This is a genomic window from Agrobacterium tumefaciens, from assembly GCF_017726655.1.
Taxonomy (GTDB): domain Bacteria; phylum Pseudomonadota; class Alphaproteobacteria; order Rhizobiales; family Rhizobiaceae; genus Agrobacterium; species Agrobacterium tumefaciens_B.
On the sequence record NZ_CP072308.1, the window covers coordinates 1580602 to 1598140 of the forward strand.

Annotated in this window: 21 protein-coding genes and 1 tRNA gene; 18 read left to right on the forward strand and 4 right to left on the reverse strand. The window is 58.8% G+C overall.

The window, feature by feature from the left end; translation table 11 throughout:
* Positions 1-18: 18 nt before the first annotated feature.
* From flgA to AT6N2_RS07915, 9 genes are all read left to right on the forward strand, one after another.
* A complete protein-coding gene (gene flgA / locus AT6N2_RS07875; protein ID WP_209085388.1) occupies positions 19-507 on the forward strand; it encodes a flagellar basal body P-ring formation chaperone FlgA in 489 nt (162 codons plus the stop codon).
* Positions 504-1625 carry a flagellar basal body P-ring protein FlgI gene (locus tag AT6N2_RS07880; protein WP_209085391.1) on the forward strand — a complete coding sequence of 374 codons (1122 nt, stop codon included), beginning with the start codon at positions 504-506 and terminating at the stop codon, positions 1623-1625. The genes flgA and AT6N2_RS07880 overlap by 4 nt, the downstream gene beginning before the upstream one ends.
* Entirely contained in the window at positions 1622-2158 is a 537-nt protein-coding gene (locus AT6N2_RS07885; protein ID WP_063949696.1) for a MotE family protein, read from the forward strand. Before AT6N2_RS07880 ends, AT6N2_RS07885 begins: the two co-directional genes overlap by 4 nt.
* Positions 2155-2874 carry a flagellar basal body L-ring protein FlgH gene (flgH, locus tag AT6N2_RS07890; RefSeq protein WP_063949695.1) on the forward strand — a complete coding sequence of 240 codons (720 nt, stop codon included), beginning with the start codon at positions 2155-2157 and terminating at the stop codon, positions 2872-2874. Before AT6N2_RS07885 ends, flgH begins: the two co-directional genes overlap by 4 nt.
* A gap of 28 nt (positions 2875-2902) precedes the next feature.
* Positions 2903-3403: a flagellar basal body-associated FliL family protein gene (locus tag AT6N2_RS07895; RefSeq protein WP_144575865.1), complete on the forward strand. Its 501-nt coding sequence runs from the start codon at positions 2903-2905 to the stop codon at positions 3401-3403.
* Positions 3400-4137: a flagellar type III secretion system pore protein FliP gene (gene fliP, locus AT6N2_RS07900; RefSeq protein ID WP_063949693.1), complete on the forward strand. Its 738-nt coding sequence runs from the start codon at positions 3400-3402 to the stop codon at positions 4135-4137. The genes AT6N2_RS07895 and fliP overlap by 4 nt, the downstream gene beginning before the upstream one ends.
* Before the next feature lie 373 nt (positions 4138-4510).
* Positions 4511-5371 carry a flagellin gene (locus AT6N2_RS07905; protein ID WP_063949692.1) on the forward strand — a complete coding sequence of 287 codons (861 nt, stop codon included), beginning with the start codon at positions 4511-4513 and terminating at the stop codon, positions 5369-5371.
* Positions 5372-5776: 405 nt separating this feature from the next.
* On the forward strand, positions 5777-6742 hold the full coding sequence (locus AT6N2_RS07910) for a flagellin (RefSeq protein ID WP_209085394.1): 966 nt from the start codon (positions 5777-5779) through the stop codon (positions 6740-6742).
* Positions 6743-6982: 240 nt separating this feature from the next.
* A complete protein-coding gene (locus AT6N2_RS07915) occupies positions 6983-7924 on the forward strand; it encodes a flagellin (protein WP_063949690.1) in 942 nt (313 codons plus the stop codon).
* Between the two features lie 186 nt (positions 7925-8110).
* On the opposite strand, the gene AT6N2_RS07920 is transcribed toward AT6N2_RS07915, so the two are convergent.
* A tRNA-Thr gene (locus AT6N2_RS07920) sits at positions 8111-8185 on the reverse strand.
* A 155-nt stretch (positions 8186-8340) separates the two neighbouring features.
* Between AT6N2_RS07920 and AT6N2_RS07925 the strand changes: the two genes are divergently transcribed.
* From AT6N2_RS07925 to yacG, 9 genes are all read left to right on the forward strand, one after another.
* Positions 8341-8607 (forward strand): hypothetical protein, encoded by a 267-nt coding sequence (locus AT6N2_RS07925; RefSeq protein WP_209085397.1) that lies wholly within the window; start codon positions 8341-8343, stop codon positions 8605-8607.
* 102 nt (positions 8608-8709) lie between these two features.
* Positions 8710-10002 (forward strand): UDP-N-acetylglucosamine 1-carboxyvinyltransferase, encoded by a 1293-nt coding sequence (gene murA / locus AT6N2_RS07930; RefSeq protein ID WP_209085411.1) that lies wholly within the window; start codon positions 8710-8712, stop codon positions 10000-10002.
* A 111-nt stretch (positions 10003-10113) separates the two neighbouring features.
* A complete protein-coding gene (locus AT6N2_RS07935) occupies positions 10114-10554 on the forward strand; it encodes a DUF2948 family protein (RefSeq protein WP_063949687.1) in 441 nt (146 codons plus the stop codon).
* Positions 10555-10686: 132 nt separating this feature from the next.
* Entirely contained in the window at positions 10687-11985 is a 1299-nt protein-coding gene (gene hisD / locus AT6N2_RS07940) for a histidinol dehydrogenase (protein WP_063949686.1), read from the forward strand.
* A 3-nt stretch (positions 11986-11988) separates the two neighbouring features.
* Positions 11989-12462: a UPF0262 family protein gene (locus AT6N2_RS07945; RefSeq protein ID WP_063949685.1), complete on the forward strand. Its 474-nt coding sequence runs from the start codon at positions 11989-11991 to the stop codon at positions 12460-12462.
* 2 nt (positions 12463-12464) lie between these two features.
* A complete protein-coding gene (locus AT6N2_RS07950) occupies positions 12465-12953 on the forward strand; it encodes a low molecular weight phosphatase family protein (protein WP_063949684.1) in 489 nt (162 codons plus the stop codon).
* Positions 12954-13096: 143 nt separating this feature from the next.
* A complete protein-coding gene (infA, locus tag AT6N2_RS07955; RefSeq protein ID WP_027673809.1) occupies positions 13097-13315 on the forward strand; it encodes a translation initiation factor IF-1 in 219 nt (72 codons plus the stop codon).
* Positions 13316-13348: 33 nt separating this feature from the next.
* Positions 13349-13972: a Maf-like protein gene (locus AT6N2_RS07960; protein ID WP_209085414.1), complete on the forward strand. Its 624-nt coding sequence runs from the start codon at positions 13349-13351 to the stop codon at positions 13970-13972.
* A gap of 3 nt (positions 13973-13975) precedes the next feature.
* Positions 13976-14200 (forward strand): DNA gyrase inhibitor YacG, encoded by a 225-nt coding sequence (gene yacG / locus AT6N2_RS07965; RefSeq protein ID WP_209085416.1) that lies wholly within the window; start codon positions 13976-13978, stop codon positions 14198-14200.
* An 82-nt stretch (positions 14201-14282) separates the two neighbouring features.
* On the opposite strand, the gene galE is transcribed toward yacG, so the two are convergent.
* The 3 genes from galE to mscL all read right to left on the reverse strand — a co-directional run bounded on the left by galE (position 14283) and on the right by mscL (position 17385).
* Positions 14283-15314: a UDP-glucose 4-epimerase GalE gene (galE, locus tag AT6N2_RS07970; protein WP_209085424.1), complete on the reverse strand. Its 1032-nt coding sequence runs from the start codon at positions 15312-15314 to the stop codon at positions 14283-14285.
* 326 nt (positions 15315-15640) lie between these two features.
* Positions 15641-16807 (reverse strand): pyridoxal phosphate-dependent aminotransferase, encoded by a 1167-nt coding sequence (locus AT6N2_RS07975; RefSeq protein WP_209085427.1) that lies wholly within the window; start codon positions 16805-16807, stop codon positions 15641-15643.
* Positions 16808-16956: 149 nt separating this feature from the next.
* On the reverse strand, positions 16957-17385 hold the full coding sequence (mscL, locus tag AT6N2_RS07980; protein ID WP_063949679.1) for a large conductance mechanosensitive channel protein MscL: 429 nt from the start codon (positions 17383-17385) through the stop codon (positions 16957-16959).
* Positions 17386-17539: the final 154 nt, after the last annotated feature.

The window sequence follows — 17539 nt, forward strand, 5'->3', positions numbered from 1 at the left end:
ACGGAAAGGCAGGCGAACATGAGGTTTGGCCGGAACAATAACAGTTACAGAACGGCGCTCGTCCGTATGTGTCTGGCGTCTGCCTTTTCGCTGGGGGCCCTGGCCCCTGCCCTCGCACAGGCGCCGATGGCACTGGTTCCAACGCGGACCATCTATCCGGGCGAGACAATTTCGTCCGATCAGGTGAAGCCAGTTGAAGTGACCAATCCCAATATTTCCTCAGGTTACGCGAGCGACATCAGCGAAGTCGAGGGCATGATCTCCAAGCAGACCCTGCTTCCCGGACGCACGATTCCCGTTGCCGCCCTGCGCGAACCCTCGCTGGTTACGCGCGGCACCAGCGTCAAACTCGTCTTCACCATCGGCAACATGACGCTGATGGCCTCGGGAACGCCGATGACAGACGGCTCGCTCGGCGAAGTCGTCAGGGTACGCAACATCGATTCCGGCGTGATGGTCAGCGGCACGGTCATGAAGGATGGAACCATTCAGGTGATGGCGAAATGAAAGTGCTTCGTATCTTCGCTGCGGCCATCCTGTTTTCGGCACAGCCATTCCTCTCGACGCCACCAGCCCAGGCCGACACCTCCCGCATCAAGGATATCGCATCGCTGCAGGCGGGGCGTGACAACCAGCTGATCGGCTACGGTCTCGTGGTCGGCCTGCAGGGCACCGGCGACAGCCTGCGCTCCTCGCCGTTTACCGAACAGTCCATGCGCGCGATGCTGCAAAATCTCGGCATCACGACACAGGGCGGGCAGTCGAACGCAAAGAACATCGCAGCCGTAATGGTGACGGCCAATCTGCCACCCTTCGCCAGCCCAGGTAGCCGCGTCGACGTGACAGTGAGTTCGCTCGGCGACGCCTCTTCGTTGCGTGGCGGCAACCTCATCATGACGTCGCTTTCCGGCGCGGACGGGCAGATTTACGCGGTCGCGCAAGGCGCGCTGATCGTCAACGGCTTTTCAGCCCAGGGAGATGCAGCAACGCTGACGCAGGGCGTCACGACGTCCGCCCGCGTGCCGAATGGCGCGATCATCGAGCGCGAGCTGCCATCGAAGTTCAAGGATTCGGTCAATCTGGTCCTGCAACTGCGCAACCCGGATTTTTCAACGGCGGTGCGGGTCGCCGATGTAGTCAACGCCTTTGCCCGCGCCCGTTACGGCGATGGCATTGCCGAACCGCGGGATTCGCAGGAGATCGCGGTGCAGAAGCCGCGCACCGCCGACCTGACGCGACTGATGGCGGAAATCGAAAATCTGACGGTAGAGACCGATACCCCCGCCAAGGTCGTGATCAACGAACGTACCGGCACCATCGTTATCGGCGCGGATGTGCGCATTTCCCGTGTCGCCGTCAGCTATGGAACGCTGACTGTCCAGGTGACGGAATCGCCGCAGGTCATTCAGCCCGCGCCCTTCTCGCGCGGCCAGACCGCCGTTCAGCCCCAGACGGATATCATGGCCATGCAGGAAGGCAGCAAGGTCGCCATCGTCGAAGGTCCCGATCTTCGCACCCTGGTTGCCGGTCTCAACAGCATCGGGCTCAAGGCGGATGGTATCATCGCCATCCTGCAAGGCATCAAATCCGCCGGCGCCCTTCAGGCGGAGCTCGTGCTGCAATGATGGACGCTCAGAAGAGAAACGTATTTTCGAATGGCCTCGTCCGCTTTGCAGCGGTGGCGTCGCTGCTTTTCCTGCTGCCTGCTGCCGGTGCCGAGAGCCAGCAGAATGTGGTCTCGGAACTCAGCACGCAGGACGAAATCCAGAAATTCTGCACCAACATCGCCGATGCGGCCCGCGACCAGCGTTACCTGATGCAGAAGCAGGAGCTTGAAAAGCTTCAGTCCGACGTCAACGAGCGCATTGCCGTGCTGGAAAACCGTAAGGCCGAATATGAGGACTGGCTGGCGCGTCGCGAGCACTTCCTCAACCAGGCAAAAAGCAATCTCGTCGACATTTATAAGACGATGAAGGCGGACGCCGCAGCACCGCAGCTCGAAAAGATGCATGTGGAAATTGCGGCCGCCATCATCATGCAGCTGCCGCCGCGTCAGTCCGGTCTCATCCTCAGCGAGATGGACGCACAGAAGGCCGCCACCGTCGCTGGCATCATGTCGCAGGCGATCGATAAAAACACTTCGAAGGATCCCTCATGAGCACGCGTCGTCTTCCGGCCCTCCTCCTGCCGCTTGCCCTGCTCGCCGGCTGCCAGAACAACCAGACCCTGAAAGAAATCGGTAACGCACCCGCGATGAGTCCGATCGGCAGCGGCCTGCAATTCAGCCAGACTCCGCAGATGGGCATGTATCCCAAGCAGCCGAAGCACATGGCGAGCGGCTATTCGCTTTGGAGCGACAGCCAGGGCGCGCTCTTCAAGGACCTGCGTGCGCTGAACATCGGCGACATCCTGACCGTCAACATCCAGATCAACGACAAGGCCGATTTCGACAACGAAACCGAGCGCAACCGCACCAATGCGAGTGGTCTGAACTGGAAGGCAAAGGCGGAAATATTCGGCTGGAACCCGCAGGCTGATTCCAGCATCAAGTACGGTTCAGACACCGACACGCAAGCCAAGGGCAAGACCAAGCGCTCCGAAAAGCTGACGCTGCTCGTCGCTGCCGTCGTGACAGGCATTCTTGAAAACGGCAACCTCATCATCAGCGGCTCTCAGGAAGTGCGTGTGAACCACGAAATCCGCATCCTGAACGTGGGCGGTATCGTGCGGCCGCAGGATGTCGATGCGCAGAACATGATCTCCTACGAGCGTATCGCCGAAGCGCGCATCTCCTACGGCGGCCGTGGCCGTCTGACGGAAGTGCAGCAGCCTCCGGTCGGGCAGCAGGTCGTCGACCTGTTCTCGCCACTCTGACGCCGGCACACGGGAACGGGACTGACGCATGGAAAACGAACAGGCAGAGGGTAAGAAAAAATCCTCCTCGATGGTCATGACCATCGCTGGCCTTGCGATCCTCACCGTTCTGGGTGCGGGCGGCGGCTGGGTTGTGGGCGGGATGATTGCCCCGAAGACTGCGGGCGCGCAGGCGCATGCGTCTGCCACCGCCGGCGGCCACGGGGAGACGAAGGGCGAAGGGATCGAGAAAATCGCCGCCGAGGCGAACGGCATTGTCCAGCTCGATCCCATCACCACCAACCTTGCCTATCCCGCGACCAACTGGGTGCGGCTGGAAGTGGCGCTGATGTTCAAGGGGCCGGTGGAAGTAGCGCTGGCGGAGGATATCCATCAGGATATCCTGGCCTATGTGCGCACCGTTTCCCTTCAGCAGCTGGAAGGCCCGCGCGGCTTTCAATATCTTAAGGATGACATCCAGGAACGAGTTGACCTGCGCTCTCAAGGGCGCGTATCCAAGGTCATGTTCCGGACCTTTGTCATCGAATGATTCGATTTCTTGTAACCATCGCCGTCCTCCTCGCCTTGCCGGGCCTTGCCAGTGCCCAGCAATTTCCGTCCGAGCTGTTTAATACACAGGTGGACGGTTCGGTCGCGGCATGGATTATCCGCACCTTCGGCCTTCTGACGGTTCTGTCGATTGCTCCGGGCATCCTGATCATGGTCACGAGCTTTCCGCGCTTCGTGATCGCCTTCTCGATCCTGCGCTCCGGCATGGGGCTGGCATCGACCCCGTCAAACATGATTCTGCTGTCGATGGCGATGTTCATGACCTTCTACGTCATGTCCCCCACCTTCGATAAAGCCTGGACTGATGGCGTGCAGCCGCTGTTGCAGAACCAGATCAACGAGCAGCAGGCCGTGCAGCGCATTGCCGAGCCCTTCCGTACCTTCATGAACGCCAACACGCGTGACAAGGATTTGAAGCTCTTCGTCGATATCGCGCGCGAACGCGGTCAGGACGTGATGACCGACAACGTCGTCGATTATCGCGTGCTGGTTCCGGCCTTCATGCTGTCGGAGATCAGGCGCGGTTTCGAGATCGGTTTCCTCATCATCCTGCCATTCCTGGTCATTGACCTCATCGTCGCGACCATCACCATGGCCATGGGTATGATGATGCTGCCGCCCACCTCCATCTCCCTGCCGTTCAAGATTCTTTTCTTCGTGCTGATCGACGGCTGGAACCTGCTTGTCGGCAGTCTCGTCAGATCGTTCAACTGACGACGCCTGTGCCGGTTTGACACCCGTTAACCCTGTTTTTTAACCCCGCGTGCCCACGGCCGCGGGGTTTTCGCGTTTTGAGCTTTTGTTTACCATTTTTGCTAAGCGAGTGGTAACTATATATCTGGATTAAAAATTTACCAATTCAATAAATCCAGTAGTAACCATAAGTACACTCCACTATTTCTGGACGTTCAAATTAATAATTGGGCAATTTTTCGCTGCGAAATTCCAATCACACGCAGCGGGTTTGGTTTCTGAAACTGAGTATTTCTGAACCGAGTGGCATGAAGCCGAAACGTTGCGACCGGTAATACAAAGCCCGGTATGTCCCCACTCCAGTATCTCGTAAAAACAAAGGGACACATTTATTATGGCAAGCATTCTCACTAACGCTTCGGCGATGTCCGCTCTCCAGACGCTGCGCTCCATCTCCAGCGACATGTCCACGACGCAGGATCGCATTTCCACGGGCATGCGCGTCGGCGCCGCCAAGGACAACGCCGCTTACTGGTCCATCGCAACGACCATGCGTTCGGATAAGGGCGCTATCAGCGCTGCCCAGGACGCTCTCGGGCTCGGCGCCGCGAAGGTCGATACGGCTTATGCCGGCATGGATGCCGCAATCAAGGTCGTCACCGAAATCAAGAGCAAGCTCGTTACCGCCACCGAACAGGGCGTTGACAAGGCAAAGGTTCAGGAAGAACTGAACCAGTTGAACCTTCAGCTGGCAAGCGTTGCCAACGGCGCTTCCTTCAACGGCGAAAACTGGCTGGTCGGCACCGCGGGCGCCAAGACCGTCGTTTCGGGCTTCGTCCGTGATACGGCCGGCGTCAAGGTTACGACCGCATCCTACACCACCGCTCCGCTTTTCGACAGCGTCGACCCGGCAACGGGCGCCGGCACGGGTGGCCTGCTGGCAAACACCATCGCGATCAACGTTTCGACGTCCACCGACCTTGCCGCCGACCTGACCACCGTGGAAACGGCTCTCAAGGCAATGCAGACATCTGCATCCAACCTTGGTTCGATCTCTGCTCGCATCGACCTGCAGCAGAGCTTCGCCGACAAGCTGGGTGACGCTCTCGAAAAGGGCATTGGTCGTCTGGTCGACGCCGACATGAACGAAGAGTCCACCAAGCTGAAGGCTCTGCAGACGCAGCAGCAGCTGGCAATCCAGGCTCTCTCGATCGCCAATAGCGACTCGCAGAGCATCCTGTCGCTCTTCCGTTAAGAGCCGCGCTTCTCATAGCCCTTGGGGGCTGGGGGACAGATTTCTTCTCAGAGGCAATCGGGGGCTGACCGAACGCAGATGAGATAGAAGGCATAAAGGTCCGGAAGGCTGAACCGGACCCGATGCATGCATGAGGCCGCATCCTGAAACGGGTGCGGCCTTATCTTTTTTTTAAACATTTGAGGTTACGCGCGTGCGCGCGCAAGAGTTGCATTTTAAATATTGCTGCTGCTGAATTTCTTTTGCCGTTTATCGATTCATTAACCAAACCCGCGTTACCTAATGCTCATCGAAACGGTGAGCTAACGTTAAAAATCAGCCAGTTAGCAAGCATGATGCTGCGCACCGTTCCCGGTGAAACCGGAATGTCCCTTCTTTAATCAGCCATTCAAGGGGCACACTACTATGACGAGCATTATCACGAATGTCGCAGCAATGTCTGCGCTCCAGACCCTGCGCTCTATCGGCCAGAACATGGAAACCACCCAGGCACACGTTTCCTCCGGCCTTCGCGTTGGCGAAGCTGCTGACAACGCTGCCTACTGGTCCATCGCGACCACCATGCGCTCCGACAACATGGCGCTTTCCGCTGTTTCCGACGCGCTCGGCCTCGGCGCCGCCAAGGTTGACACCGCTTCTGCCGGCATGAACGCTGCGATCGACGTCGTCAAGGAAATCAAGGCAAAGCTGGTTACGGCGACCGAAGAAGGCGTTGACCGCACCAAGGTTCAGGAAGAAATCGGCCAGCTGCAGAAGCAGCTCGTATCGATTGCCCAGGGCGCGTCCTTCTACGGCGAAAACTGGCTGGTTGGCGCGGCAACCCTCGGCGCGGCAGCCCCTGGCACAGACCCTGACAAGTCGGTTGTTGCCGGTTTCGTTCGCTCGTCCGGCGGCGCCGTGGCCGTCACGACCACAAAATATGCTCTCGACACCTCGGCCGCCGGCAACGTTCTGTTCGATTCGATCAACACCGCAACGGGCGTCCCTGGCACTGCTGGCATCCTCGGCACGACCGGTTCATTCACGACGGTCGCCGCCCAGTCCGTTTACACGCTCGACATCACCCAGTACGCAGCCGCTGACCGCGCCACCAACATGGCCGAAGCTCTGACGATGGTTGAAAACGCGTTGAAGGCCATGACCAGCGCTGAAGCAAAGCTCGGCTCGCTCTCCATGCGTATCGGCCTGCAGGAAGATTTCGCTTCCAAGCTGTCCGACTCGATCACCAAGGGTGTTGGCCGTCTCGTCGACGCCGACATGAACGAAGAGTCCACCCGCCTCAAGGCTCTGCAGACGCAGCAGCAGCTCGGCGTTCAGGCCCTGTCTATTGCCAACAGCGACTCGCAGAGCATCCTGACGCTCTTCCGTTAATCGGTAGCATACAATCGGAACCATCAACCGCGCCGAAAGGCGCGGTTTTTGTTTATACGCTCACCTGCGCAATTGAAAAAATTTTCGATTAAGAGATCATTAACCAAATCACGGCTAAATCGACGCATCGAAACGACTCGTTAACCAAGACGAAAAAGAGGTTAACAGGCATCACGCCGCGCTGTCGTTTCCGGCGATCCCGGAATGTCCCTTCCTTTTAGCCAGCTCAGAGGGGCAATTATGACAAGTATTCTTACAAACATCGCCGCAATGTCGGCTCTTCAAACGTTGCGCGGCATCAGCAGCCAGCTCGAAGAAACCCAATCCAGAGTGTCTTCCGGCCTGCGGGTAAAGTCGGCCTCCGATAACGCCGCCTATTGGTCGATCGCAACAACCATGCGTTCCGACAACATGGCGCTCTCCGCCGTTCAGGACGCGCTCGGACTTGGCGCCGCCAAGGTCGATGTTGCCTATTCCGCGATGGAAAGCACCGTCGAAGTCGTCAAGGAGATCAAGTCCAAGATCGTCGCGGCAACCGAAGAAGGTGTCGACAAGACGAAGATCCAGGAAGAAATCGATCAGCTGAAGAAGCAGCTCGAATCGATTGCGCAAGGCGCATCCTTCAGCGGCGAAAACTGGTTGCTGGGCACTGGCGCAAAGACCGTCGTTTCCGGCTTCGTGCGCACCGCGGGCGGCACCGTCAGCGTGACGAAAACCGACTACACGCTGGTCGACACCACCGCCGGCACGACGACCGCCAATGTGCTTTTCGGCCTGACAGGCACTCCCGCGACGCTTGATACGACGAAGGGCATCATCGGCCAGCCCGGCACGGCCTCCGGCATTTCCGTCTGGGATATCGATCTCAAGCTGTTCAACGCGGCAACACCACCGACTTACACCATCGGTAATCTTCTGACCGATGTTGAAACCGCATTTCAGTCGATCAGCAGCGCGTCCGCCGCCCTCGGCTCGATCAAAATGCGCATTGGCCTTCAGGAAGACTTCGTCTCGAAGCTGACCGACTCCATCGACAAGGGCATTGGCCGTCTGGTTGATGCTGACATGAACGAAGAATCCACAAAGCTCAAGGCTCTTCAGACACAGCAGCAACTGGGCATCCAGTCGCTCTCCATTGCCAACACCAGCTCCGAAAATATTCTGTCGCTATTCCGTCAGTAAGCGGCGCCCGATGGCTACGGGCGGTTTCGTCCCGCTCTGGCAGCAACAGAATATTCGGATATGGAAACCGCGCTTCGCAAGGGGCGCGGTTTTCCTTTTGCTGACGATCGACCGATGCGCGCATGCGTCCACGATTTGGCCGATCAGCTTAACAACCGATATAAGTATTTGATTTTTCGGAGAGAATGGTGCTGCTAGAGAGATTTGAACTCTCGGCCTCTCCCTTACCAAGGGAGTGCTCTACCCCTGAGCTATAGCAGCATCCGGTGCCGAAGCATTTGCTTCAGCATCAAGCGTGGCGGCCTATTGCCATAGGTTTTTGACGAGCGCAAGTCGCAAAACGATATTCTTCATCCAGCAGGGCAAAAAAGCGTGCCCCCTGTTGAAAAATGCATTTTTCAGATATTGCTCACTCTATGAACGACCATCATGACAAACAGGCAACGGCCACCGTTTCCCGTGGCGCTTCTGACGACGCCTCTGCAGCGCCGAGCGATGGCAAGGCCCAGGCGGGGCCTGGCGAAAAGGCGCGGCAACGGGAGGCGGAGCGGAAGGCGCGGGCGGCGAAGAAGCTGCGGGAAAATCTCCTGAAGCGCAAACAGCAGGTTCGCGCGCGCCGCGCGGGCGAGGAAGACCACACGGTTGGCCTGCCTGCCGCAAAAACGGACGAATCATCTTCATAGACAATTCAACCAGCATAAATTGAAACGCCGTGGAAACTGGTCTATGGACACGCCTTTCCACAAGGCAGGATAAGAAAGGCGGGCAAAGGCCCGTAGGGACGCATGGATCGCATCAGAATTACGGGTGGCAATACGCTCAACGGCATCATTCCCATCTCCGGCGCCAAGAACGCGGCCCTGCCGTTGATGATCGCATCGCTTCTGACAAGCGATACGTTGACGCTCGAAAACGTCCCGCATCTGGCGGACGTGGAGCAGCTCATCCGCATTCTCGGTAATCACGGCGTCGATATCTCGGTTAACGGCCGCCGCGAAAGCCAGGGCGAAGCCTATTCCCGCACCGTACATTTCACCTGCCGCACCATTGTCGATACGACAGCTCCCTATGAGCTGGTCTCCAAGATGCGCGCAAGCTTCTGGGTCATCGGCCCGCTGCTGGCGCGCGAAGGCCGCGCCCGCGTTTCGCTGCCCGGCGGCTGCGCCATCGGCACGCGACCGGTGGATTTGTTCATCGAGGGACTGCAGGCGCTCGGCGCGACGATGGAGATCGATGGCGGTTATATCAACGCCTCCGCGCCCAAGGGTGGCCTGATCGGTGCCGTCTTTACCTTCCCGAAGGTTTCCGTTGGCGCAACGCATGTGATGCTGATGGCGGCAAGCCTTGCCCGCGGCACCACCGTCATCCACAACGCCGCCCGCGAGCCCGAGGTCGTCGATCTCGCCAACTGCCTCATCGCGATGGGCGCGAAGATCGAAGGCGCCGGCACCTCCACCATCACCATCGAAGGTGTCACCTCGCTTTCCGGCGCGCGCCACCGTGTTCTGCCAGACCGCATCGAAACGGGCACCTACGCCATGGCGGTCGCGATGACCGGGGGTGACGTGGTGCTGGAAGGAACGCGGGCATCGCTGCTGGACAACGCGCTCGATACCCTCCGTCTGGCAGGCGCGACGATCAGCGAGACGGAAACCGGCCTTCGGGTCGTGCGAAATGGCAATGGCATCCAGCCGGTCGACATCGTCACCGAGCCCTTCCCCGGCTTCCCGACCGACCTGCAGGCGCAGTTCATGGCGCTGATGACGCGCTCTCAGGGCGTCTCGCACATTACGGAGACGATTTTCGAGAACCGTTTCATGCATGTGCAGGAACTCGCCCGTCTTGGTGCCAAGATTTCGCTCTCCGGCCAAATGGCTCGCATCGAGGGTGTGTCCCGCCTCAAGGGTGCGCCTGTGATGGCGACCGATTTGCGCGCTTCCGTGTCGCTGGTGATTGCCGGCCTCGTAGCGGAAGGCGAGACCATGGTGTCACGCGTCTATCACCTCGACCGCGGTTTCGAGCGTCTTGAAGAAAAGCTCACCCGCTGCGGCGCACTGGTTGAGCGTGTCAGCGACTGATCATCTCAACGCCGCTCATCCGCTTGCCCGTTGCAGACCGGGCCGTGACTGCCTATTTCAACTATCAGAAATAGACAGGGCGGCTCGTGGCCGCAGAAAAGGACGATAACGATGAGCGGCCTCAAATTGCTGGCGCTGGATACCGAAGATCTCTCGATCATCTCGACACATTTGCAGGACAGCGTCTTCAAGCTGAAGGATGTTGCCTTCGAGCCGAAACACAGGCAGTTCACACTCTCCGCCAACCGTTTCGTCTGGGAGAGCACCACCAAAAAGAATACGCCGCCGGAACGCTGCCGCAGCGTGATTTTTCTGAAGCGCGTCTTGGCCGTGCGCTCGCAATCCATCAATCTCGCCGACAGGGAACAGGTGCTTTCGCTTCTGGCCGTGCGCTTCATCCCCAATGGCGAGGGACCCGATGGCGTCGTCGAACTGGCGCTTTCCGGCGGGGGAACCATCGCCCTGGATGTCGAATGCATCGAGGCGCAGCTGACCGATGTCAGCGGCGCGTGGGAAACAACCACAAAACCGCATCATCCCGACAGCGAATAACCGTCGCCAGCCGTCGCGACGGTTGCCTTTCCTTGCCGTTTCGATTTATGCCACTTACCAGAGCCGCATTTTAAGCGGACAAGTTCGTGCACCTCGCGGGTTAACCCGCGGGGACTATGAAAGGGTAATGGCGTGGCAATCTGGCTGGAGCGGGCATCGGCTGATTTCGAACAGAAATTTGCGGCCTTCCTGACAACCAAGAGAGAAGTTTCCGAAGACGTCAACGCGATCGTTCGCGACATCATCAATGATGTCCGTGATCGCGGCGATGCGGCCCTTGCCCATTATTCCCATAAATTCGACGGCATTGATTTTACCAAGGTTTCCATGCGGGTGACGGCGGATGAAATCGACGCCGCGTTCTCGATGGTCGATACAAACGTCATCGAGGCGCTCGAACTCGCGGCGCGTCGCATCGAAAAACACCACGCGCGACAGATGCCGAAGGATGACATCTACGAGGACGATATCGGCGTCGGCCTCGGTTCGCGCTGGACGGCCATCGAGGCAGTTGGCCTTTATGTGCCCGGCGGTACCGCCAGCTATCCAAGCTCCGTGCTGATGAATGCCGTGCCGGCCAAGGTCGCCGGTGTGGAGCGCGTTGTCATGGTCGTCCCCGCCAATGGCGGCGCGGTCAATCCCGCCGTGCTCGCGGCGGCGCGTATCGCCGGCGTTGAGGAAATCTACCGCATCGGCGGGGCGCAGGCTGTTGCCGCGCTCGCTTATGGCACCGAGACCATAGCGCCGGTTGCCAAGATCGTCGGTCCAGGCAATGCCTATGTAGCGGCAGCCAAGCGGCAGGTCTTCGGCACCGTCGGCATCGACATGATCGCCGGTCCCTCTGAAGTGCTTGTCATTGCTGACAGGGACAATAACCCCGATTGGCTCGCGGCCGATCTTCTGGCGCAGGCCGAACATGATCGCGGCGCGCAATCCATTCTCATCACTGACAATGCCGAGCTCGGTAAAGCGGTTGAAGCTGCTGTCGAGCGGCAGCTGAAACGCCTCTCTCGTTCCGAAACGGCAGCGGCCAGCTGGGCGGATTTCGGCGCGATCATTCTGGTCGACAAGCTAACCGACGCCATTCCGCTTGCCAACCGCATTGCCGCCGAGCATCTGGAGCTTGCCGTCGATGATCCGGATAGCCTGATGGCCCATATCCGCAACGCGGGCGCAATCTTCGTTGGACGTCACACCCCTGAAGTTATCGGCGATTATGTCGGCGGTTCAAACCACGTTCTGCCGACTGCGCGCTCGGCCCGCTTTTCCTCGGGCCTTTCCGTGCTGGATTTCGTCAAGCGCACGTCCATCCTGCGCCTAGGCCCTGATCAGCTGCGCCAGCTCGCGCCGGCAGCGATCACGCTCGCCCACTCGGAGGGGCTGGACGCGCACGCGCGCTCGGTCTCCATCCGCCTCAACCCGGAAAGCTAAGCGATGGCGTCAGGCGACTTCCGGCTCTGCGACGTGGTACTGGACGATAGCATCGGCCGGTCCACGCCCGACGTGGAGCACGAACGTGCCGTCGCGATTTTCGACCTGATCGAAGAAAATACCTTTGAGCCGGCCGGCCACGAGGGTGGGCCTTATCGGCTGTTCATATCGCTCGTCGATTCCAAACTCGTCTTCTCGATCAAGACCGAAGACGACAAGGATGTCTCCACCCATATCCTGTCGCTGACGCCGTTCCGCCGCATCATCAAGGATTATTTTCTGATCTGCGAAAGCTATTACGAGGCGATCCGCTCCTCTACGCCAAGCCAGATCGAGGCGATCGACATGGGCAGGCGCGGCATCCACAATGATGGTTCGCAGACGCTGATGGACCGGCTGTCCGGCAAGATCAAGGTGGATTTCGATACTGCGCGCCGGCTCTTCACCCTGGTCTGTGTCCTTTATTGGCGGGGTTAGAGATGAGCGATCCTGCCGCAGCGCCGAATGAAGGACGAGCGCCGAAATCGGTCCTTTTCATGTGCGGCATGAATTCCATTCGCTCACCCATGGCGGAGGTCATCGCCAAACGGCTGGTGGCGCCCGGCATCTACATTCAGTCGGCGGGCGTTCGGGCGGGAGAGCGCGACCCCTTCGTGGATGCGGTGCTGGAGGAGCAGGGTTTTTCGCTCGGCAAACATAAACCGCGCACTTTGGACGAGATCGAGGATGATTTTTTCGATCTGATCATTACATTAACCCCAGAAGCGCATCACGCCGCACTGGAACTGACGCGCTCGAACTCTCTCGATGTCGTCTATTGGCCCACCATGGATCCGACGGTGACCACGGGCACGCGCGAGCAGATTCTCGACGCCTACCGCGAGGTGCGGGATCATCTTGCAAAACTGATCGCCGAACGCCTGCCAAAGCGGCAGCAGCCGGTGGCGGATACGCTTTCAAAAGACTGAAATTTGCCTTGGCGCGTTAAAATCAATCGCGATTTTCAAGCCGATGCTTTAGAGGTTCACAAATGTGCCGGGATTGTGTAGTTTCCGCGCAATTTTCCCGGACAGGACACGTCCGGCACTATCAACAGGAAGAAAACCCTTACATGACAAAAGAAGAAGTCCTTGAATTCCCGGGCGTCGTAACCGAATTGCTGCCGAACGCAACATTCCGCGTGAAACTTGAGAACGAACACGAAATCATCGCCCACACCGCTGGCCGCATGCGCAAGAACCGTATCCGCGTTCTCGCCGGCGACAAGGTGCTGGTTGAAATGACGCCTTACGACCTGACCAAAGGCCGCATCACCTATCGTTTCAAGTAATCCACGTTCCGCATCGGACGTCCGGGCCGCGCAATGACCAATTCAAAACAAAAGCTCGTTCTGGCGTCTGGCTCGCCGCGGCGTCTGGAGCTGCTGAATCAGATCGGCATCGAACCGGCGCGCCTGATGCCGATGGATATCGACGAAACGCCAGCCAAGCTCGAACATCCGCGCACGCTGTGTCGCCGTCTGTCGCTTCAGAAGGCGGAAGCCGCGCGGGCGGCGCTCAAAGGCGAGCAGACGTGGAAGGACGCCTATGTTCTCGGGTCCGATACCGTGGTCGCCGTTGGTCGCCGCATCGTCGGCAAGGCGGAATACACGGAAGAGGCCTCGGCGGCGCTGCATCTTCTCTCGGGGCGCAGCCATTGGGTCTATACCGGCATCTGCCTCGTGACCCCGGGCGGCAAGATCCGCCAGAAGGTTGCCGAGACCAAGGTGCGTTTCAAGCGCCTCTCCACACGCGAGATCGACGCCTATATCGCCTCCGGGCAATGGCGCGGCAAGGCCGGCGCCTATGGTATCCAGGGCATCGCCGGTGCGTTCGTGCAGAAGCTGACCGGTTCTTATACCAACGTTGTCGGCCTGCCGCTCTACGAGACCATGTCGCTTCTTTCCGGAGAAGGATTTGAAGTGACGTCGGGCTGGCTCGAGGGATAAGCCATGGCAAAACCCACAGACAGCACCGGTAACGTCACGCCGCTTCGCAAGGCCCAGCCGTGCCCGGAATGCGGCCGGCCCTCAACGCGGGAGGACTATCCCTTCTGTTCGGACCGCTGCCGCTCGCTCGATCTCGCCCGCTGGCTGAATGGCTCCTATGCCATTCCTGTTGCCGACGATGAAAGCAGCGCGGAAAACCAGGACAGCCGGCAGGGCAACTCGGAGTAGGCCGCGGCTTTTGTCCGGCAGGCCAGTCGAAGCCCGAAGCTCTTTCACGCGCGAAAACCGTCTTCCGTGAGGAAAACGCCGCTCAGCCTATTGCCGCCAACTTGCGTCGTACCTGGGGAATTCTATTGCTTTGCTGGGCCTGACGTTTGGCCTCCCACTGCAGCGCGGTTCTAACAATCGTCGTCAAATCGTTGAAGCGGGGCCGCCAGCCGAATTCCGACTGAATACGCGTCGAGTCCGCAACCATGGCGGCAATGTCGCCTGGACGTCGCGGGCAGTGGATGATCGGGAAATCGCATCCCGATTCCTGCTGTACGGACTGCAGGACCTCCAGCACCGAGTAGCCCACGCCGTAACCGCAATTGAGGGTGCGCGTGCCGCCGCCGGCGCGCAGATGCGCCATGGCCAGCAGATGTGCATCGATCAGGTCGCTGACGTGGATATAATCGCGCACGCCTGTGCCGTCGGCGGTCGCGTAATCCGTCCCATAGACATCGACGCGGTCGCGACACCCCGTTGCGGCTTCACAGGCGACCTTGATGAGGTTCGCGACACCCGTGGGTGACGGCCCCGCGCGACCCAAGGGATCGGCACCGGCGACATTAAAATAGCGCAGCGCCACATAGTTGAAATCATGGGCCTGCACGACATCGCGCAACATGATTTCGGAGGCGAGCTTCGACAGGCCGTAAGGATTCTCAGGGCTCAGGATCGCGGTTTCCGGAACCGGGCCATCGAAGGGCTGGTTTCCGTAAACGGCGGCCGTGGACGAAAAGATGAAGTTGCCGATACCGTGGGCGACCGCCGCCGCGACAAGAGCGCGCGTCGTGCCTGTGTTGTTTTCGTAATATTCAAGCGGTCGGCTGATGGATTCAGGCACGCTGACGGAGCCCGCAAAGTGGAAAATGGTCTCGATGTGGTTTTGCTCGAAAATCTGGTCGAGCAGGACGCGGTCCGCGACGTCGCCCAGATAGAACCGCGCCGCCGGCGCGATTGCCCAGCGCGACCCCGTGGAGAGCCGGTCGATGACAACGACCTCCTCCCCGGCATCGAGCAAAGCCCATACCATGTGGCTTCCTATATAACCGGCCCCACCAGTGACCAGAACAGCCATGACACCACTTCCCTGTTTGCTTTTCTTGAACTCATCAAAGCCAATAATTCTTCATCATTGATTACTTGCACAGCCAATACCCAGCCGATCCCCCGCCCCGTTAAAAAGGTGGCTTACGATTGGTTAGCGTCTTCAGATGCTTTTTATTTATTAGATGAAGATGTTCTCACGAATGGAACAGATTGCGCATATCACACAAAAAACCCCACGTCGATGGTTACGCCGTGGGGTTGCAATTTTTTGATATGAGCCGTGATTTTGTTGCCGATTTGTCTACTTCAGCGCGATCGCCCGTCGGCGTGAAAGAGAAACGGCAACATGAAAACTCATCTGCCGAGAATGTATGAGGCCAGCCTGTCCGCAGCGTCTTCAATCTGCATGGGGTCCCGCAGGAAGCAGGCACGCAGGAACAGCTCCCCGCCGGGGCCGAAAGCCGTACCAGGAGCGAGGCCGACGCCGGTTTTGTCCACGATATCAATCGCCGTGGCGCGGCTGTCCTTGACACCGTCGATCTTGAGGAAGGCATAGAGAGCGCCATCCGGCTTCAGGGTTTCCACGCGGTTGGTGGCAATCAGCGCGTCGCAGAGAATATCGCGGGACGCCAGAGCCCGTTGGTAATTCTCACGGATGAAACCGTCACCGTGATCGAGCGCGGCAACTGCTCCGCGTTGCATGAACTGCGCCACGCCCGATGTCGAGTACTGGATGAGGTTTTCGATGACCTGACCAATGGCTGGCGGCGCAACGAGCCAGCCGACGCGCCAGCCCGTCATGGACCAATTTTTGGAAAAGGAGTTGGCGAAAACAACCTTGTCATCCGGCTCCATCACATCGAGGAAGGAGGGCGCGCGCGTGCCCGCGTAATGATAGAGCGCGTAAATCTCATCCGCGACGATCCACAGATCGTGTTTGCGGGCAAGGGCCAGAACGTCACGGAGGTTGTCGAGCGTCGCCGTCCAGCCGGTTGGATTGGAGGGCGTATTGATGAAAAGCGCTTTCGTCTTGCTGGTGATGGCGTTTTCCAGCCTGTCGATATCGAGATCCCAGCGACCATCCCTGAAATCGATACCAACCGGAACCGCCTTTGCGCCGGCCACACCGATGGCGGCAACGATATTCGGCCATGTCGGCGACAGATAGACCATTTCGTCGCCGGGCGATGTCAGCGCCTGCACGGCTAGCACGATTGCCTGCATGCCGGAACCGGTCGCGTAAAAATGCTCCGGCGGCAGCGATGCCGCGAAATGGCGCTCATAATATCGGCTCAGCGCTTGACGCAGTTCGGGAATGCCACGCTGCCAGGTATAGAAGGTTTCGCCGTTGTTCAGCCCGTCGATGGCCGCCTGATTGATGAAATCGGGGCTTGGCAGATCGCCTTCGCCAACCCAGAGCGGCAGCAGGTTGTCCCGGCCGCGGGCATAGTTCACGACTTCGACGATACCGCTTTCGGGAGCCGCCAGAGAGCGCGCGCTCAGACTGTTCAAAACCGACATTAAAGACACTCCATTTCGTGCCTTCTTATCGCATCGCACCCGCCATGTGCATGATAATCCGTGAGGCGGCCATGGATTTTCTTTATGGGTCGTGGCTCACAGAAAACCACCGGCCGCATAGGCCGGCGGTTAAACCAGATCTATCTGGATCAGCGCGTCTTCAGCAGATCGCGGATCTCTGTGAGCAGCTTGATATCTTCCGGCGGTGGTGCAGGTTCGGACTTTTCCTCAACCTTCTTGCGTTCGACGGAGGTGCGCAACGCATTGATGCCTTTGACCATGAGAAAAATGATCCAGGCCAGAATAAGAAAGTTGATGACGGCGGTAACGAAGCTGCCGTAAGCGAAGACGGCACCCTGTTCTCGGGCTGCGGCAAGCGAGGTGGCATTGACGTTGGAGCTCAATGGCAGGAAGTAATTCGAGAAGTCGAACCCGCCGAAAATTGCGCCAACAATCGGCATGATGAGATCATTGACAACCGATTCCACGATCTTGTTGAACGCTGCGCCGATAATCACCGCCACGGCAAGGTCCATGACATTGCCGCGGGCAATGAAGGTTTTAAATTCGTTAAGCATTCAGATTGTCCCTCTCTCCTGCTTCACGCGCTGAAGCTATGTGACTGTCCCTACCCCTTCAACCATACAGATTCCCTTACACTTTTGGAATTCGTCAAGATTGCATTTATTAGCTTTTTTGCACGCCCGTCTTGAACTTTATGATCAGATCGCG

Coding starts and splice junctions, on each gene's coding strand:
- AT6N2_RS07905 (WP_063949692.1), top strand. CDS start 4,511: ATGGCAAGCATTCTCACTAACGCTTCGGCGATGTCCGCTCTCCAGACG.
- AT6N2_RS07885 (WP_063949696.1), top strand. CDS start 1,622: ATGATGGACGCTCAGAAGAGAAACGTATTTTCGAATGGCCTCGTCCGC.
- flgA (WP_209085388.1), top strand. CDS start 19: ATGAGGTTTGGCCGGAACAATAACAGTTACAGAACGGCGCTCGTCCGT.
- AT6N2_RS07935 (WP_063949687.1), top strand. CDS start 10,114: ATGAGCGGCCTCAAATTGCTGGCGCTGGATACCGAAGATCTCTCGATC.
- AT6N2_RS07925 (WP_209085397.1), top strand. CDS start 8,341: ATGAACGACCATCATGACAAACAGGCAACGGCCACCGTTTCCCGTGGC.
- yacG (WP_209085416.1), top strand. CDS start 13,976: ATGGCAAAACCCACAGACAGCACCGGTAACGTCACGCCGCTTCGCAAG.
- infA (WP_027673809.1), top strand. CDS start 13,097: ATGACAAAAGAAGAAGTCCTTGAATTCCCGGGCGTCGTAACCGAATTG.
- AT6N2_RS07910 (WP_209085394.1), top strand. CDS start 5,777: ATGACGAGCATTATCACGAATGTCGCAGCAATGTCTGCGCTCCAGACC.
- murA (WP_209085411.1), top strand. CDS start 8,710: ATGGATCGCATCAGAATTACGGGTGGCAATACGCTCAACGGCATCATT.
- flgH (WP_063949695.1), top strand. CDS start 2,155: ATGAGCACGCGTCGTCTTCCGGCCCTCCTCCTGCCGCTTGCCCTGCTC.
- AT6N2_RS07880 (WP_209085391.1), top strand. CDS start 504: ATGAAAGTGCTTCGTATCTTCGCTGCGGCCATCCTGTTTTCGGCACAG.
- AT6N2_RS07960 (WP_209085414.1), top strand. CDS start 13,349: ATGACCAATTCAAAACAAAAGCTCGTTCTGGCGTCTGGCTCGCCGCGG.
- fliP (WP_063949693.1), top strand. CDS start 3,400: ATGATTCGATTTCTTGTAACCATCGCCGTCCTCCTCGCCTTGCCGGGC.
- mscL (WP_063949679.1), bottom strand. CDS start 17,385: ATGCTTAACGAATTTAAAACCTTCATTGCCCGCGGCAATGTCATGGAC.
- AT6N2_RS07895 (WP_144575865.1), top strand. CDS start 2,903: ATGGAAAACGAACAGGCAGAGGGTAAGAAAAAATCCTCCTCGATGGTC.
- AT6N2_RS07950 (WP_063949684.1), top strand. CDS start 12,465: ATGAGCGATCCTGCCGCAGCGCCGAATGAAGGACGAGCGCCGAAATCG.
- galE (WP_209085424.1), bottom strand. CDS start 15,314: ATGGCTGTTCTGGTCACTGGTGGGGCCGGTTATATAGGAAGCCACATG.
- AT6N2_RS07975 (WP_209085427.1), bottom strand. CDS start 16,807: ATGTCGGTTTTGAACAGTCTGAGCGCGCGCTCTCTGGCGGCTCCCGAA.
- AT6N2_RS07945 (WP_063949685.1), top strand. CDS start 11,989: ATGGCGTCAGGCGACTTCCGGCTCTGCGACGTGGTACTGGACGATAGC.
- AT6N2_RS07915 (WP_063949690.1), top strand. CDS start 6,983: ATGACAAGTATTCTTACAAACATCGCCGCAATGTCGGCTCTTCAAACG.